Annotated in this window: 20 protein-coding genes; 12 read left to right on the top strand and 8 right to left on the bottom strand. The window is 46.3% G+C overall.

The genetic code is table 11. The features are described 5' to 3' along the window. Positions 1-35 precede the first annotated feature (35 nt). The 3 genes from menB (at position 36) to menC (ending at position 3,517) form a co-directional block, all read left to right on the top strand. Positions 36-854, top strand: coding sequence for a 1,4-dihydroxy-2-naphthoyl-CoA synthase (gene menB / locus BAMF_RS34910; RefSeq protein ID WP_013353287.1), 819 nt, complete (start codon positions 36-38; stop codon positions 852-854). An 87-nt stretch (positions 855-941) separates the two neighbouring features. After that, positions 942-2,405 carry an o-succinylbenzoate--CoA ligase gene (locus BAMF_RS34905; protein WP_013353286.1) on the top strand — a complete coding sequence of 488 codons (1,464 nt, stop codon included), beginning with the start codon at positions 942-944 and terminating at the stop codon, positions 2,403-2,405. After that, the gene (menC, locus tag BAMF_RS34900) at positions 2,402-3,517 is read left to right on the top strand and encodes an o-succinylbenzoate synthase (protein WP_013353285.1); all 1,116 of its coding nucleotides are present in this window, start codon (positions 2,402-2,404) and stop codon (positions 3,515-3,517) included. The genes BAMF_RS34905 and menC overlap by 4 nt, the downstream gene beginning before the upstream one ends. A gap of 172 nt (positions 3,518-3,689) precedes the next feature. On the opposite strand, the gene BAMF_RS40920 is transcribed toward menC, so the two are convergent. From BAMF_RS40920 to BAMF_RS34890, 3 genes are read right to left on the bottom strand one after another with little or no spacing between them, the layout of a single operon-like run. After that, positions 3,690-3,848, bottom strand: a complete 159-nt coding sequence (locus tag BAMF_RS40920) for a DUF1540 domain-containing protein (protein WP_014470852.1) — start codon at positions 3,846-3,848, stop codon at positions 3,690-3,692. 57 nt (positions 3,849-3,905) lie between these two features. Further along, a complete protein-coding gene (locus BAMF_RS34895) occupies positions 3,906-4,946 on the bottom strand; it encodes a cytochrome d ubiquinol oxidase subunit II (protein WP_013353282.1) in 1,041 nt (346 codons plus the stop codon). Between the two features lie 22 nt (positions 4,947-4,968). Then, entirely contained in the window at positions 4,969-6,300 is a 1,332-nt protein-coding gene (locus BAMF_RS34890; RefSeq protein ID WP_014470851.1) for a cytochrome ubiquinol oxidase subunit I, read from the bottom strand. A gap of 196 nt (positions 6,301-6,496) precedes the next feature. Between BAMF_RS34890 and BAMF_RS34885 the strand changes: the two genes are divergently transcribed. Both BAMF_RS34885 and BAMF_RS34880 read left to right on the top strand, forming a co-directional pair. Next, entirely contained in the window at positions 6,497-6,745 is a 249-nt protein-coding gene (locus BAMF_RS34885; protein ID WP_003152229.1) for a type B 50S ribosomal protein L31, read from the top strand. Between the two features lie 126 nt (positions 6,746-6,871). Continuing rightward, positions 6,872-7,441: a beta-class carbonic anhydrase gene (locus BAMF_RS34880; RefSeq protein ID WP_013353280.1), complete on the top strand. Its 570-nt coding sequence runs from the start codon at positions 6,872-6,874 to the stop codon at positions 7,439-7,441. On the opposite strand, the gene yidD is transcribed toward BAMF_RS34880, so the two are convergent. Further along, on the bottom strand, positions 7,438-7,665 hold the full coding sequence (gene yidD / locus BAMF_RS34875; protein ID WP_013353279.1) for a membrane protein insertion efficiency factor YidD: 228 nt from the start codon (positions 7,663-7,665) through the stop codon (positions 7,438-7,440). The two genes, BAMF_RS34880 and yidD, sit on opposite strands and share 4 nt — an antisense overlap. A 125-nt stretch (positions 7,666-7,790) precedes the next feature. Here yidD and BAMF_RS34870 point away from each other — a divergent pair, with 125 nt between their 5' ends. Both BAMF_RS34870 and BAMF_RS34865 read left to right on the top strand, forming a co-directional pair. Beyond that, positions 7,791-8,264, top strand: a complete 474-nt coding sequence (locus BAMF_RS34870) for an S-ribosylhomocysteine lyase (RefSeq protein WP_013353278.1) — start codon at positions 7,791-7,793, stop codon at positions 8,262-8,264. 116 nt (positions 8,265-8,380) lie between these two features. Then, entirely contained in the window at positions 8,381-8,824 is a 444-nt protein-coding gene (locus BAMF_RS34865) for a FixH family protein (protein ID WP_013353277.1), read from the top strand. Here BAMF_RS34865 and ytzI read toward each other — a convergent pair. Next, positions 8,821-8,970, bottom strand: a complete 150-nt coding sequence (ytzI, locus tag BAMF_RS34860) for a YtzI protein (RefSeq protein WP_013353276.1) — start codon at positions 8,968-8,970, stop codon at positions 8,821-8,823. The two genes, BAMF_RS34865 and ytzI, sit on opposite strands and share 4 nt — an antisense overlap. 124 nt (positions 8,971-9,094) lie before the next feature. On the opposite strand from ytzI, the gene BAMF_RS34855 reads away from it, so the two are divergent. The 3 genes from BAMF_RS34855 (at position 9,095) to ytkD (ending at position 10,684) form a co-directional block, all read left to right on the top strand. Then, positions 9,095-9,532 carry a Dps family protein gene (locus tag BAMF_RS34855; protein WP_003152242.1) on the top strand — a complete coding sequence of 146 codons (438 nt, stop codon included), beginning with the start codon at positions 9,095-9,097 and terminating at the stop codon, positions 9,530-9,532. Positions 9,533-9,667: 135 nt separating this feature from the next. After that, positions 9,668-10,072, top strand: a complete 405-nt coding sequence (locus BAMF_RS34850; RefSeq protein WP_014470850.1) for a phage holin family protein — start codon at positions 9,668-9,670, stop codon at positions 10,070-10,072. A 132-nt stretch (positions 10,073-10,204) separates the two neighbouring features. Continuing rightward, entirely contained in the window at positions 10,205-10,684 is a 480-nt protein-coding gene (gene ytkD / locus BAMF_RS34845) for an RNA deprotection pyrophosphohydrolase (protein WP_013353274.1), read from the top strand. A 34-nt stretch (positions 10,685-10,718) separates the two neighbouring features. Here ytkD and BAMF_RS34840 read toward each other — a convergent pair whose 3' ends face one another. The 3 genes from BAMF_RS34840 to BAMF_RS34830 are packed head-to-tail and all read right to left on the bottom strand — an operon-like array spanning position 10,719 to position 13,304. After that, on the bottom strand, positions 10,719-11,531 hold the full coding sequence (locus tag BAMF_RS34840) for an ABC transporter permease (protein WP_013353273.1): 813 nt from the start codon (positions 11,529-11,531) through the stop codon (positions 10,719-10,721). After that, a complete protein-coding gene (locus BAMF_RS34835) occupies positions 11,506-12,288 on the bottom strand; it encodes an ABC transporter ATP-binding protein (RefSeq protein ID WP_013353272.1) in 783 nt (260 codons plus the stop codon). The genes BAMF_RS34840 and BAMF_RS34835 overlap by 26 nt, the downstream gene beginning before the upstream one ends. A gap of 11 nt (positions 12,289-12,299) precedes the next feature. Further along, positions 12,300-13,304, bottom strand: a complete 1,005-nt coding sequence (locus tag BAMF_RS34830; RefSeq protein ID WP_013353271.1) for an ABC transporter substrate-binding protein — start codon at positions 13,302-13,304, stop codon at positions 12,300-12,302. Between the two features lie 139 nt (positions 13,305-13,443). On the opposite strand from BAMF_RS34830, the gene BAMF_RS34825 reads away from it, so the two are divergent. Together BAMF_RS34825 and BAMF_RS34820 are read left to right on the top strand one after the other, a co-directional pair. Next, complete coding sequence (locus tag BAMF_RS34825; RefSeq protein ID WP_013353270.1) at positions 13,444-14,217, top strand: alpha/beta hydrolase family protein; 774 nt, start codon at positions 13,444-13,446, stop codon at positions 14,215-14,217. A 57-nt stretch (positions 14,218-14,274) separates the two neighbouring features. After that, complete coding sequence (locus BAMF_RS34820) at positions 14,275-14,517, top strand: DUF2584 domain-containing protein (protein ID WP_013353269.1); 243 nt, start codon at positions 14,275-14,277, stop codon at positions 14,515-14,517. Positions 14,518-14,523: the final 6 nt, after the last annotated feature.

The following is a 14,523-nucleotide window of genomic DNA, read 5'->3' as shown; positions in this document are numbered from 1 at the left end:
GCCGGACTCATGCAAAAATAGAGGAGGTCATATCAATGGCTGCAGAATGGAAAAGTGAACGTCAGTACGATGAAATCCTGTACGAGACGTATAACGGTATTGCGAAAATAACAATTAACCGCCCGGAGGTACATAACGCATTTACTCCTAAGACGGTATCAGAAATGATTGACGCATTTGCTTACGCACGTGATGACTCTGAGATTGGTGTCATCGTTCTTGCGGGAGCGGGAGATAAGGCATTCTGTTCAGGCGGGGACCAAAAAGTCCGCGGTCACGGCGGATATGTCGGAGACGATCAGATCCCGCGTCTGAATGTGCTTGATCTTCAGCGTTTAATCCGTGTTATTCCAAAACCGGTTGTAGCGATGGTATCAGGCTACGCCATCGGCGGAGGCCATGTGCTTCATATCGTCTGTGATTTAACGATTGCAGCTGATAACGCGATTTTCGGTCAGACTGGGCCGAAAGTGGGCAGCTTTGATGCCGGTTACGGCTCAGGCTACCTGGCGCGTATCGTCGGACATAAGAAAGCCCGTGAAATCTGGTACCTGTGTCGTCAATACAACGCGCAGGAAGCGCTCGACATGGGGCTTGTCAATACGGTTGTCCCATTAGAGAAACTTGAAGAGGAAACAATTAAATGGTGTGAGGAAATGCTTGAGAAAAGCCCTACAGCCCTTCGTTTCCTTAAAGCGGCATTTAACGCAGATACAGACGGTCTTGCCGGAATTCAGCAATTTGCAGGAGATGCAACGCTTCTTTATTACACGACAGACGAAGCGAAAGAAGGCCGCGATTCCTTTAAAGAGAAACGCAGTCCCGATTTCGGTCAGTTCCCTCGTTTTCCGTGATCAGATGACACTACGAAACAGCTTGAGCCGCTCTGGTCCAAGCTGTTTTCTTTTCAAAAAAAGTACTTTTACCTCGGAGATGATAACATGCTGACAGAACAGCCAAATTGGCTCATTCAAAGGGCTCAGCTGACACCTGAGAGAATCGCTCTCATATTTGAAAACAAACAGATGACATTCAAAGAATTGTACCATGCTTCTAAACAAATGGCCGCGCGGCTGTCCGAATACTACACGCTTAAAAAAGGAGACCGTGTCGCGATTTTGCTTTCTAACAGACCTGAAATGGTTTATGCCGTTCACGCCTGCTTCTTATTAGGAATGGAAGCGGTGCTGTTAAATACGAAGCTCTCAAAACAAGAACGGCTGTTTCAGCTCGAAGATTCACAGGCGAAGCTTTTATTGACGGAGGACGGTTTTCGCCGGGAAGATTATGAATCTGCAGTCGCCACCGCAGATGTGGACGAGCTGCAGGCTGAAGAGGCGGGAGACATTGAGCCGGAAGAATATGTAACGCTCGATGATACGGCGACTCTTATGTATACGTCAGGAACAACGGGAAGGCCGAAGGGGGTGCAGCAGACTTTCGGAAACCATTATTCCAGCGCTGTATCATCTGCGCTGAATCTGGGGGTCACGGAGCGGGACCGCTGGCTTATTGCGCTGCCGCTTTTTCATATCAGCGGCCTGTCTGCACTGTTTAAATCGGTCATTTACGGCATGCCTGTCGTGCTTCACCAAAAATTTTCTGTCACTGATGTGCTGGACAGCATCAGCTCACACCGGGTCACGATCATATCGGCTGTGCAGACCATGCTGTCGGGTCTGCTTTCGGAGACTGAACAATGTCCTGAATCACTGCGTTGCATTCTGCTAGGCGGGGGGCCGGCACCGCTGCCGCTTCTTGAAGAATGCCGCAGGAAACAATTTCCGGTCTTCCAGTCTTATGGCTTGACCGAAACCTGCTCACAGATTGTCACGCTTTCTCCTGAATTCAGCATGGAAAAGCTCGGCTCGGCAGGTAAACCGCTGTTTTCATGTGAAATCAGAATTGAAAAAGACGGAAATCGCTGTGCGCCGTTTGAACATGGTGAGATTACGGTGAAAGGGCCGAATGTGATGAAAGGGTACTATCATCGTGACGAAGCGAATCAGGCCGCTTTTCATAATGGCTGGTTCAAAACGGGCGATCTTGGCTATTTGGATGATGAAGGGTTTTTATATGTGCTGGACAGACGGTCGGATCTCATCATTTCAGGCGGAGAGAACATCTACCCGGCTGAAGTTGAAGCGGCGCTGCTTGCCCATCCGGCTGTAGCGGAAGCCGGTGTTTCAGGAGCCGAAGATCCGAAGTGGGGGAAAGTGCCGCATGCCTTTCTCGTTTTGACTTCTTCTGTCAGTTCAGAGGAGCTGACCGCTTTTTGCCGTGAACGTCTTGCAAAATATAAAATACCGGCTGCTTTTTTCGCGGTTGACGAGCTTCCGCGGAACGCGTCCAATAAACTGATGAGGCATCGGCTTAATGAGCTTCGTAAAGGAGAATTGTCATGATTAAGATTGAAAAAATCACCCTTTATCATGTGAGTATGAGGCTAAAAAAACCATTTAAAACAAGTATTGAAACTCTGCACGACCGTAAATTTTTGATCGTGGAAGCGATCGACGAAACCGGGAGAACCGGCTGGGGAGAGGTATCGGCGTTTTCTTCCCCGTGGTATACAGAAGAAACGATTCAGACATGCGCGCATATGCTGAAAGATTTTTTTATTCCAAATGTCGTAGGCCGCGAATTTTCCCACCCGTCAGACGTGCCTGACTGTCTCGAGCGTTTTAAAGGAAACCGCATGGCAAAAGCGGGCCTTGAATCAGCCGTGTGGGATTTATATGCCAAGAAAAAGGGGATTTCTCTCGCAGAAGCCTTGGGAGGCAAAAAAGATAAAGTGCCCGCCGGCGTCGTAGTGGGTCTTGCTTCGGCTGATGAGATGCTTCGGGAAATTGAGCAATACGTAAAAGAAGGTTATCAACGTATAAAAATAAAAATTCAGCCCGGCAATGACGTTGATTTGGTCAGAGCCATCCGCAGCCGTTTTCCGAATGTACCGCTCATGGCGGATGCCAACTCAGCGTATGAACTGAAAGACATCAGCAGGCTGAAAGAATTGGATGAATTCCAATTAATGATGATAGAACAGCCGCTTCAGGCAGATGATATTGTCGATCACCGCCACCTGCAAAAACACTTGAGAACGGCGATATGTCTTGATGAAAGCATATGCTCATTTGATGACGCGAGGCGTGCGATTGAGCTTGGAAGCTGTAAAATCATTAATATAAAACCGGCGCGTGTAGGTGGTCTGACAGAGGCTTTAAAAATACATGATTTATGCAGAGAGCATCACATGCCGGTATGGTGCGGCGGAATGTTTGAGACCGGCATTTCGAGAGCGCAGACAGTGGCGCTTGCTTCGCTGCCGCAATTTACGATACCGGGGGACATTTCCTCATCAGACCGATACTGGGAGGAGGATATTATCACTCCTGACATCCGTATCGAAGAGGGATTTATCTCTGTTCCGGACGGTCCCGGGCTGGGTGTCGAAGTTAATCAGGAAATAATGAGAAAATACGTCACCCAAATGGACGTTTTTACGACAAACAGCTGATAAAACGATATTTCAGCAAGTTGAGCATTCTGTATGCCGCTGTTATATTGAAACTGTTCATCATCACCCCTTCCCCGTTTGAACCGGCTGTTAAAGCCGGTTTTTTTACTTGATAAATGTGAGCAGTGCGGCGCGGAAATTAAAAAGAGCTGTATAAAAACAGCTCTTTTTTTTATAAATCATGCGGTTTAAAGGTTTTGCAATCCGTTTCTTCACTTTTTTCAGCGGTTTCGCCTGTATGGCTTACAACATAAATAGCGTCGGCCGTGCATTTGTTTCCTTTGCCCCAATATGAGCAGTTATTGACTTCACACAGAATTTTTTGGTCCATGCTGATTCCCCTCCCAAATAAAAGGTACGCCATTAGTATGAGCCGCCCCGATTTTTGTTATTCCTCCTGGCGGATATAACGTCTGTCTTTCATAAAGAGCTTCCAGAAGAAATAAAATCCGGGAAACAAAATGATGAACGCGACGATATACGTCATAAACAGCGCCCTGAAGGTTGCGGGTTCCGTAAATCCTGACATGACCGTAATGTCGGGATAAATCATATAAGGAAGATGAGCCCGTCCGTACGCATAGCTTGCCAGAAAGTATTGCAGCGCAATGGCAATCATGGCGATCCTCGGTTTGCCGAGGTTTCTGCCGAAGCGTTTATTCGGCAAAAACAGAGCGATACCGGCAATGATAAATGTAATGACAGACAGGATGAGCCATGTCAGGTCTTTCATCATTCCCGTATACAGCCAGCCGGCTTCCGTACGCAATGTCAGCATAATGAAGATCGCAAAAAGAAGAGACAGCGGCCCTGTTATTAAAGAGCTCCGTCTGTATATGCGATACGCATGCTCCTCTTCCGCAACATTTGAAAAGTCGGCCAGAAGCAGCGAAGATAAAAATAAAGTGCTTAAAATGGCAAAGCCGATAAAGGCATACGCATTCGGGCTTGTAAAGACATTTGCCAAATTCAAGTGATACACCCCGCCCGTTTTCTCGATAAATCCTCCGTGTGTCACCGGAAGTACCAAAATCAGCACAGCAGGAATAATGAAGCCTGAAATTCCGGAGATATATCTCATGATTTTTCTTTCTTTCGCCGTATTGGAGAAAACGAGAAAGCCGCTTCGGATAGCTAAAAGCAGCAAAATGATACTCCCCGGAATCAATAAAACGGTACCCAGCACGAAAGTTGCCCCGGGAAAGAAACTGAAAAGGGCGACAACGATCGCGACGATAAAGACATTGGTCACTTCCCATGTCGGGGATAAATAACGGTTGGCGATGTTAGTCGCCTTTGTTTGTTCTTTATTTAAATAAATCATAGACCAAAAACCGGCTCCGAAGTCCATCGTTGCCATAACCGCGTAGATAAACACGAAGCCCCATACGATGGATATCGCGATGAGAGCATCCATGGTAATGTCCATTTCAATTCAGCCCTTTCTGTTGTTAAGATTCCGCCGCTTTTACATCCTCCTCAACGGGATGTTTGCGGAAATAATACAGCAGCACATAAATGACTGCGGCCGCCAAAATGGCGTAAACCACCGTAAACAGGATGAACAGCAAACCGATTGAACCAGTTGTCGTGACGACATCTGACGTTTTCAGAAGATGATAAATCACCCATGGCTGCCGCCCAGTACAAGCGAATATCCATCCGAATTCAATGCCGATCAGACTAAGCGGTCCCGCGGTTAAAAATAAAATCAAAAGCCAAGTCGGAAAGCTGTCTTTCTTTAATATTTTTCTCCACACGATGCCGATGACGGAGTACAAAATGAGCAGCATTCCGATGCCGACCATTCCGTTAAACAGTGTATGGATGAATAAAGGCGGCCACTCGTCTTTCGGAAACGCGTTCAAGCCTTTGACGACTGTGTCAAAGCTGTTTGCAGCCAAAAAGCTTAAAGCCCACGGCACTTCTATCGCCCATTTTACTTTTTCTTCTTTTGCGTCGGTAAAACCGCCGATCGCAAGCGGAGCGTGTGACCTTGTTTCAAACAGCCCTTCTGCGCCCGCAAGCTTCTCAGGCTGGTATTCGTAAAGGAGCTGAGCTGACTCGTGTCCGTTTAAAGAGGCAATAATAGAAAAGATTCCGCCGATCGTTAAAGCGAGCAGAAGCGCTTTCCGGTGAAAACGGTATACCTGCTCCTGTTTTCTCGTTCTCAGCATTTTATAAGCGGCTACTGACGCGACGATAAATGCACCGGTCATGAAAGCCGTCAGAACGACATGGCCCGCGGTGGTGAAAAAGCTTGGATTAAAAAATGCCGCCCACGGTTCGACGTCAGTGATTTTGCCGTTTAAAATTTTAAAGCCGGCCGGCGTTCCTTCAAATGCGTGAACATTTGTGATTAAGACGGCAGATGCCGCGGCGCCGATCAAAACGAAAATGACGGCAATGATGCGCATCGCCGGAGTCAGCCGGTCAGCGGCATAGACATAAATGGACATAAACAGCGCTTCGATAAAGAAAGCATAAATTTCAATTTGAAACGGAAGTGACATCACTCTGCCGATGACTTCCATGAATCCGGGCCACAAAAGGGCAAGCTGTGTACCCGCGATCGTTCCGGTCGGTATCGCCACGCCGAGCAGAACAGCCTGCGCCTTTGTCCATCTTTTCGCCATAATGGCATAATGCGGATCTTTTGTTTTTTGATAAATTAATTCAGCCATTAAAATCATCAGAGGCAAACCGACACCAAGCGTCGCGAAAATAATATGAAAGCCCATGGTTGTCCCGAACAGGCTTCTGGCTAATACTAAATCATCCACGTCATAAACCGCCTTTCTAATTACCGTTTTATGTAATGTGGTTATATTATTTGCTGAAGCCATTAAATTATTCTTCTGATTCCATATATGTGCAGGGTTTAGAAATCAAGGGATCGGGGCATATATGATTGACAAGCGCCTATTTAAGGTTTAGAATAAAGCGTAATAATTACGATTTAAAGAAAGGGAGATCAGCATGAAAAAAGATATTCATCCGGATAACCATCAAGTGATTTTTCAAGATGTGAACAGCGGCTACCGGTTTTTAAGCCATTCAACGAAAACATCAGAGGAAACAGCAGAGTGGGAAGACGGAAAAACATACCCGCTGATTAAAGTAGAAGTCAGCTCAGATACGCATCCGTTTTATACAGGCCGCCAAAAGTTCAACGAAAAAGGCGGGAGAGTCGAACAGTTCAACAAAAAATACAATATGGGGAAATAAGACAAGCCCGAGGGGGTTTGTCTTATTTTTTGAGCCGTCTGCAACTTTGTCATCAAGAGCGGGGAGTGACGAAAGGACCCGCTTTATGTTATATTGTGAATAAAAAAGCAGAAAGGAAACACCAAGATGAGTCTTCTAAACGATATCATGACATTTAATGAGCAGTTTACTAAAAACAAAGAGTATGAAAAATACCAAACATCTAAATTCCCGGATAAAAAGATGGCGATTTTGTCCTGCATGGACACACGCCTTGTTGAATTGCTTCCGCATGCGATGAACATGCGAAACGGCGATGTGAAAATTATTAAAAGTGCCGGCGCGCTTGTCGCCCACCCATTCGGAAGCATTATGCGCAGCCTTTTAGTGGCCGTATACGAATTAAACGCTGATGAAGTCTGCGTTATCGGGCATCATGATTGCGGTATGAGCAAAATCAACAGCGAGGATATGCTCGGTAAAATTATTGACCGCGGTATTCCGAAAGAGCGGATTGACATGCTGAAGTACTCAGGTGTTGATCTTGATCAATGGCTGAAAAGCTTTGATTCTGTAGAAGCGAGTGTTACAGACAGCGTAAACGTCATTAAACACCATCCTCTATTCCCTGATAACGTGCCGGTGCACGGTCTTGTGATTGATCCTGAAACCGGCAAGCTTGATCTGGTGATCGACGGCTATCAGCATATGGACTAATGCTTTTGTTTTTTTTCCGGTACGGGATCAACCCCGCCCGGATGAAAAGGATGGCACCTTAAAATTCGCTTCAGTGTCAGCCATCCGCCTTTTAGTGCGCCGTGAGTCTTGACGGCCTCGATTCCGTACTGCGAACACGTCGGATAAAAGCGGCATGACGGCGGCGTCAGCGGAGAGATGAACTTCTGGTATCCGCGGATTAACGCAATCATTATGGTTTTCATCAAAAAAACCACCTTTCTGATGCTAGTATAGAAAAAAAATTTCAGATTGAAAAGCGTCCGCCGCAATTCTTATCGGAAAACTGTGTTATAATGGGTGCATATTCTGAAAAAAAGGGAGTGCCATTATGCCTTCAGTAGAAAGTTTTGAGCTTGACCATAACGCGGTTGTGGCTCCGTATGTAAGACATTGCGGAGTGCATAAAGTCGGAACAGACGGCGTCGTGAATAAGTTTGACATCCGCTTCTGCCAGCCGAACAAACAGGCGATGAAGCCGGATACGATTCATACGCTTGAGCACTTGCTTGCGTTTACGATCCGCACACATTCTGAGAAATACAATCACTTCGACATCATAGATATTTCACCAATGGGCTGCCAGACAGGATATTATCTGGTTGTGAGCGGTGAGCCGACAGCGGAAGAGATTGTTGACCTGCTTGACGCTACACTGAAAGAAGCCATCGATATTACGGAGATTCCGGCAGCCAACGAAAAACAGTGCGGCCAGGCGAAACTTCATGATTTGGAAGGCGCGAAACGCCTAATGCGTTTCTGGCTGTCACAGGATAAAGAAGATTTGCTGAAAGTGTTCGGATAAAAAAACAGGCCTTTTTGCTGTCATGCAAAAAGGCTTTTTTTACATATTTCTAAAAAATGTCACACCTTATGTGTAAGCGTTTGCTAAAATAGAAGCAAACACGAGGGAGTGATGGAATGAAACGGGCTGTATTGGCAGGTATGTGCGGTATGGTATTTCTTTTATCTTCTTGCGGGGGCAATTCGGACAAAACCTCCGCGGATGAAAAGCCTAAAGCGCTTGAGGTCAAGCTTACGGGACCGGAAACGGTAAAGCCGCATGAAAAAGCAGAATACAAGGCGGATGTTTTTTACGGCGGAAAGCGCGTCACGGATGCGGATGAAGTCATGTTTGAAGTATGGAAAGAAGGAAAAAAAGGCAGCAGCAAAACAAGCAAGGCCAAGGAGGAAAAAGGGGCGTATCATCTGCGGACTGAATTTGACGAAGAGGGTGTGTATACCGTTCAATCCCACGTAACGGCAAAACAGCAGCACAATATGCCGACTGTAAAAGTGCGTGTCGGAGATGCTGAAGCTGCCGATGATTCCTCCGGCCATGAGGAACAGACGCATCATCATTAAGGTTTGTTTTTGTGCGTCAAGCCGTTTGATTCGTCCTGCGGCGGATCAATCGTATGCTTTACATTATAGGCTCTTACGGTCGACCAGATGGATAAAAGCAGCACGGCAAGCACGATAAGAAAGCCGAGACTCAGAAGAAGCAGCATGAAATCCCTCCTTTTTAACAAATAATAACATATTTTCCAGACGTAAAATCAAGGGCTAAAAATTTATGTTTTAACAAACGATATAAAGGGTATATCAATAGTAAACCAAAGGAGGAAGATAGGCATGTCAGAAAAACTATTGGAAGCAGTCAATAAACAAGTTGCAAACTGGACGGTCATGTATGTGAAATTACATAACTATCATTGGTACGTCAAAGGGAAGGACTTTTTTACACTGCATGAAAAGTTCGAGGAGCTGTATAACGAAACGGCTACATATATTGATGACTTGGCAGAGCGTCTGCTGGCATTAAACGGCAAGCCGATCGGCACAATGACGGAATCATTGAAGACTGCATCTATAAAAGAAGCGGAAGGCAATGAGAGCGCAGAACAAATGGTACAGAACATTTATGATGACTTCACTGTCATTGCAGAGGAACTGAAAAGCGGAATGGATCTCGCAGATGAAGTCGGTGACGAAACGACCGGAGATATGCTGCTTGCCATTCACCAGAATATCGAAAAACATAACTGGATGCTGAAAGCGTATTTAGGATAATTAACAAGGGAAGGCCGGGGCTTTAGAGCATCCGGTCTTTTATTTGGTTGTCCATTTTTCTGAAAAATCCAGTCCGTTCTATTCACCTTTCATAGAATAATGTAAGGCCGTTTCTGTGAAAGGATGTTGGATCAAGTGGGCAGAGACTTTGGCATCTTTTCGTTTTTTGCAGTGATCGTGTCGGCAGCGGGATTTTTCTTCGGCGGTTTTCAGTATTCGTTTCTGATTTTGCTATCGGTCATGGCGATCGAATTTATCAGTACAAGCTTAAAGGAATCTCTTTTGCAACAGCTGAGCCCAAAAAAGCTTTTTGCGCGGCTGGTCAAAAAAATCGTGACCTTGTCATTAGTCTCAGTTTGCCATTTTTTTGATCAGCTGCTTCATACCGAAGGCTCCATCCGCAATTTGGCTATCATGTTTTATATTTTATACGAATCGATACAGATTGTGATTACGGCAAGCTCGCTGGGCATCCCGGTTCCGCAGGTGCTCGTCGACCTTTTGGACACCCTGAAAAATAAATTCAAGCGCAAACCGTAACATTTGCTTCATAGGAGGCTATACTAGCGGGTATGATGGTTTTCCTCTGAATTTTTGATAAAGGGCTTCCGAACAAACGCAACTGTGGTATGATGTATGGAAGATACGAAGGAACGGATTAGAGGGATAAACATGTACGAGTTTAAAGACTATTATCAGAACACTGTTCAGCTCTCCTTTGAACACCAGCCTTTTTCAGACAGCCCGAAGCACGTATGGGTCATATGCCGATATGGTGACAAGTGGCTTTTGACTGAGCACGAAGACCGGGGGTTTGAATTTCCGGGCGGAAAAGTGGAGCCGATGGAATGTGCGGAGGAAGCGGCCCTGCGCGAGGTAAAAGAAGAGACCGGCGCCGCGGTAAGACACCTTCAGTACGTCGGACAGTATAAAGTGCTCGGCAGGGAAAAGGTAATCGTTAAGAATATTTATTTTGCCGATATTGAAAAGCTTGAAAAACAGGCTGATTATTTTGAAACAAAGGGGCCGGTGCTGTTCAGCGAACTGCCGGAGAATCTCCCGCGAAATAAAAAGTTCAGTTTCATTATGAAAGATTCGGTGCTTCCGATAAGCCTGAAAAAGCTGAAAGAAGATGGCGTATTTCAATCATAGAAACGAAGACCCGGCGTTTCCGCACGGGTCTTTTTTATATTTTTCCTTTCGTCCATTTTCTCTCTAACAGTTCCACTCCCTGATACATTAATGTCGCAAAAATCGCGATGATCAGAAGGCTTAAAAATACAAGGGTGAAATTGAAGACTTGAAATCCGTATATGATCATGTAGCCTAAACCTTTTTCGGAAACGAGAAACTCGCCGACAATGACACCGACCCAGGATAAACCGACATTCACTTTAAGCGCAGAAACAATGGCGGGGGCACACGCCGGCAGAATGACTTCTTTAAACATGATGCGCCTTTTCGCTCCAAATGTTTTCATGACCTTAATATAATTTTCATCCACTTCCTGAAAAGCCGTAAAGACGACGATTGTCGTGATAATGACACTGATGACTGCTCCCATGGCTACGATACTTGTAAAATTCGGTCCGAGTGCGACGATGAGAATCGGTCCGAGTGCGACCTTCGGCATCGCGTTTAAAATGACGAGGTACGGGTCTAAAATCCGGGCGAGCCTGTTTGACCACCATAACAGAGCGGCGAGACATGTGCCGAGAAGGGTGCCGAGCAAAAAGCCGAGAACGGTTTCGCCTAATGTGACACCGATGTGCGCCGCGAGGGATCCGTCCGCAATCTTTTCAACTAAGAGCCTGCAAACGGCAGAGGGGGAGCTGAAAATTAACGGATCGATCCAGCCCGCTTTGCTCGATATTTCCCACCCTGCAAAAAATACGATAAAAATGGCGGCCTGATACGCACGAATCCGGCGTTTTTCTTTTTGGTGTTTTTTCTTAAACTGCTGATGAAGCTCTTCAATCGTGCCGCTGCTGTTTTTCAAGGGAATTCAGCTCCTTCCATATGGTTTGAAACAGCGGCTGAAAGGCCGGGTCCTGACGCGCGTCAAACGGATCTAAGGCGGCGAGCTCCTTAGGCACGGTGAAAATTTGGTGGATCGTTCCCGGCTGATTCGAAAATAAATAGATCGTATCGCTCATCGCGATGGCTTCACCGATATCGTGGGTGACGAGCACGGCTGTTTTTTGAAAATCCTTTAATGTTCTGAAGACAAGGTTTTCTAAAGAAAGCTTCGTTTGAAAGTCCAGCGCCGAAAACGGCTCATCAAGAAGCAGCAGGCCCGGGTCCGGGGCAAGCGTTCTGGCAAGTGCCGCCCGCTGCCGCATTCCCCCTGACAGCTCTTTCGGATATTTTTTTTCGACGCCGATTAATCCGAGCTTAGGCAGAAGGCCGAGAACTTCAGCTTTCTTTTCTTCTGTTAATGTTTTGGAAATGTGTAAACCGAGCAGCACGTTTTCCTCAATTGATTTCCAAGGAAATAAATAATCCTGCTGAAGCATATAGCCGATTTGGTGTTCTTTATGGTTCGGCACGCTGCCTTCAATCAGCACCCGGCCTTGTGCAGGGGCAATAAGGCCGGCAAGAATGGATAGGAGTGTTGTTTTACCGCATCCGCTCGGTCCGAGAAAGGAGATGAAATCCCCTTTTTCAATATGAAGATGTATATCTTTCACGGCGGTTGTTTTTTCTTTCAGCGAGAAATAAGTATGTGTCACATGATCCACATGTAAAAAAGACATTCATGTTCCTCCTATTGTTCTGAGGTGACTTTTTTGGCGATTTTTGTGTTGACGAGTTTGCTGTACGGAATATGTTTCGGGAGCTCCCCGGCTTCATCCATAATAGATTGAAGCTGTTCCCATTCATCTTCTTGCAGAACGGGGTCAGAAGAGAATGATTTTTGTTTTTTATAACGGTCTATCGATGCTTCAATAATGGCAGGGTCGGTATCGGCAAATTCCTTTTGAATCGTTTTTGCGATGTCTTTGGCCGGATGGCTTTCCACCCATTGCTGGGCGCGGTAGATGGCGCGGGTGAATTTTTCCGCCGTTTTTTCATTGTTTTTTAAATAGCTTTCTTTTGCCATAAAGGTTGTGTAAGGCACTTGGCCGGAAGCTTCTCCGAAGGATGCGACGATATGGCCGATGCCTTCTTTTTCAAATTGGGATGCCGTCGGTTCAAACAGCTGGACATAATCACCGGTTCCGGATGCGAATGCGTTGGAAATATTGGCGAAATCAATGTTCTGAATCAGGTTAATGTCTTTTTTCGGCTGTATGTGATGCTTCTTCAGGACGTACTCACCGGCCATTTGGGGCATGCCGCCTTTACGCTGGCCGAGAAATGTTTTTCCTTTTAAATCGTCCCACTTGAATGATGTCACATCCTTTCGCGCCACGAGAAATGTACCGTCTGTCTGTGTCAGCTGCGCGAAGTTGATGATAGGATCTTTTGCTCCTTGCGCTTCCACGTAAATGGACGTTTCAGAACCGACCAGCGCGATATCAGAGCCGTTTGACAAAAGCGATGTCATCGTTTTGTCTCCGCCCCATGTGGTTTGAAGTGAAACGTGAAGCCCTTCTTTTTTAAAGAAACCTTTCGCTTCAGCGACATACATAGGGGTATAGAAGATGGAGTGTGTGACTTCCGCCACCTTTACCTTCGTCAGACTTTCTTCCTGTCGGCAGGCCGGAAGAATGAGCAGGAAAAAGGAGCATATGACAAAGACGCAGCTCGTTTTGAGCCATTTGTTCACGGTGTAACCTCCTTGTTTTAAGCGTTAAATTAACCTTCTTTGCTTTACATATCGTATGATGGGTATAAAAAATGTGTGAGTGCCCATATTCAGGTTGGGAAAGAATAAAAAACTGATGATGGAAGGAGGCTCATTTGTTTTGCTTGTTGAAAAGAAAAGGTTTCCGTCTCCGAGTCCGCATGTCCGCCTCTTTACGGTGTGCTATGAGTCAGAAGGGCTGAAGGTAAAGGGGCTCCTTGCCGAGCCTGCGGCGCCGGGAACATACGACGGTTTTTTATATTTGCGCGGCGGTATTAAAAATGTCGGCATGGTTCGTCCGGGAAGAATCGTTCAATTCGCTTCCCAAGGCTTTGTCGTGTTTGCGCCTTATTACAGAGGCAATCAGGGCGGCGAGGGGAATGAAGATTTTGCGGGAGAGGACAGAGAGGACGCGTTTTCGGCTTTCCGTCTGCTTCAGGAGCATCCGAACGTCAGGGAAGGGCGGATTCATATTTTCGGATTTTCCCGGGGCGGAATCATGGGTCTTTTGACTGCGATCGAGATGGGGCATCAAGCGGCTTCGCTCGTTTCCTGGGGCGGTGTGAGTGACATGGCGCTCACTTATGAAGAGCGGAAGGATTTGCGGCGGATGATGAAGCGGGTGATCGGCGGCACGCCGAAAAAGGTGCCGGATGAATACAGATGGCGTTCGCCGTTTGAAAAAGCAGACCGCATTCAGGCGCCTGTGCTGCTCATCCATGGCGAGAATGATGAAAATGTCTCGATCGAGCACGCCAGGATGATTGAGGACAAGCTGAAAGAGACGGGGAAACCGGTGGAGACCTGGTATTACAGCGGTTTTACGCATTATTTTCCCCCGCAGGAAAACAGACGCATTGTCCGGCGTCTGGCGGAATGGATGAAGACAAGGTAAGATGCCGGATTTATGATATGATAATATAGAAAAAGAGAATGAAAGGGGATTTTCATTTTGGGAATGCCTGTAGAATTTAATACTATGATTGTGACTAAAGGCAATGAAAAACGGATAGAGGAAAATATCTTTTTATTAGAGAAAGAGGGCTATCGGGTCTATCCTCTCGATATTCCGATGGACGTGCGCAAAACAAAAAACGGCGAGAAATCCGGCACGGGTGAAGTCCAAAAGCTCGAGTGGGCGAACGGCCGGACAAGCATTACATACAGACTCACTTCGCTTCATTCGACAAATTGAAAAAAC

Source organism: Bacillus amyloliquefaciens DSM 7 = ATCC 23350 (assembly GCF_000196735.1).
In the GTDB taxonomy this organism is placed as follows: Bacteria; Bacillota; Bacilli; order Bacillales; family Bacillaceae; genus Bacillus; species Bacillus amyloliquefaciens.
The sequence above is the reverse complement of the archived record's forward strand: the minus strand, read 5'-3'. Positions and strand labels throughout refer to the sequence as shown.